At 74.0% G+C, this 1,033-nt stretch carries 1 protein-coding gene; it reads left to right on the plus strand.

Annotation, left to right across the window (positions count from 1 at the left end; all coding sequences use genetic code 11):
• Window positions 1-25: 25 nt before the first annotated feature.
• Window positions 26-1,024 carry a prolyl aminopeptidase gene (gene pip, locus ACFU99_RS44515; protein ID WP_384404622.1) on the plus strand — a complete coding sequence of 333 codons (999 nt, stop codon included), beginning with the start codon at window positions 26-28 and terminating at the stop codon, window positions 1,022-1,024.
• The last annotated feature ends 9 nt before the right edge of the window (window positions 1,025-1,033 follow it).

A 1,033-nucleotide genomic window follows, 5' to 3' on the forward strand; every position in this document is an offset into this window, starting at 1 on the left:
TCTCTGTTGAGCGAGGGGGCGGCCAATGGCGTCCGCCCCCTCGCGCCGAGCCGCCGGGAGGCCCCCTTTGAGCGAGCTGTATCCGCCGATCGAGCCGTACGAGACGGGCATGCTCGACGTCGGCGACGGCAACTCCGTGTACTGGGAGGTCTGCGGCAACCCGGCCGGCAAGCCCGCGCTCGTCGTGCACGGCGGCCCCGGCTCCGGGTGCGGCACCGCCGTGCGCCGGTTCTTCGACCCGGACCGGTACCGCGTGGTCCTGTTCGACCAGCGCGGCTGCGGGCGCAGTACCCCGCACGCCGCGGACCCCGCGACCGACATGCGGCACAACACCACCTGGCACCTCATCGCCGACATGGAGCGGCTGCGGGAACACCTGGGCATCGACCGCTGGCTGCTGCACGGCGGCTCGTGGGGCTCCACCCTCCTGCTGGCCTACGCGGAGCAGCACCCGCGGCGCGTCTCGGAGATCGTCATCGCGAGCGTCACCACCACCCGGCGCTCCGAGACCGAATGGCTCTACCGCGGAGTGGGCCGCTACTTCCCCGAGCAGTGGGAACGCTTCCTCGCCGGGGCGCCCGGCACCCCGCGCGACGGCGACATCGTCGGCGCCTACGCGCGCCTGATGGAGCACCCCGACGCCGCGGTACGCGGCAAGGCCACGGCCGACTGGTGCGCCTGGGAGGACGCGGTCCTCTCGGGCGAGACGAACGGCGCCGCCAACCCGTACGGCGACCGCCCCTCCGCCGCCCGCCTCGCCCTCGTCCGCATCTGCTCCCACTACTTCTCCCACGGCGTGTGGCTGGAGGAGGGCGCGCTACTGCGCGACGCGGACCGGCTGGCCGGGATTCCGGGCGTCCTGGTCCACGGCCGCCTCGACATGGGCGGACCGCTCCGGACGGCCTGGGAACTCGCCCGCGCGTGGCCGGACGCGAAACTCATCACCGTCGAGGGGGCGGGCCATCTGGGCACGGAGGCGACGCGCGCGCACGTGCTGGACGCCCTGGACGCGTTCGCGGGTTGATCAGACGGC

The organism is Streptomyces sp. NPDC057654 (genome assembly GCF_042800135.1).
Classification (GTDB): domain Bacteria; phylum Actinomycetota; class Actinomycetes; order Streptomycetales; family Streptomycetaceae; genus Streptomyces.

Coding starts and splice junctions, on each gene's coding strand:
- pip (WP_384404622.1), top strand. CDS start 26: ATGGCGTCCGCCCCCTCGCGCCGAGCCGCCGGGAGGCCCCCTTTGAGC.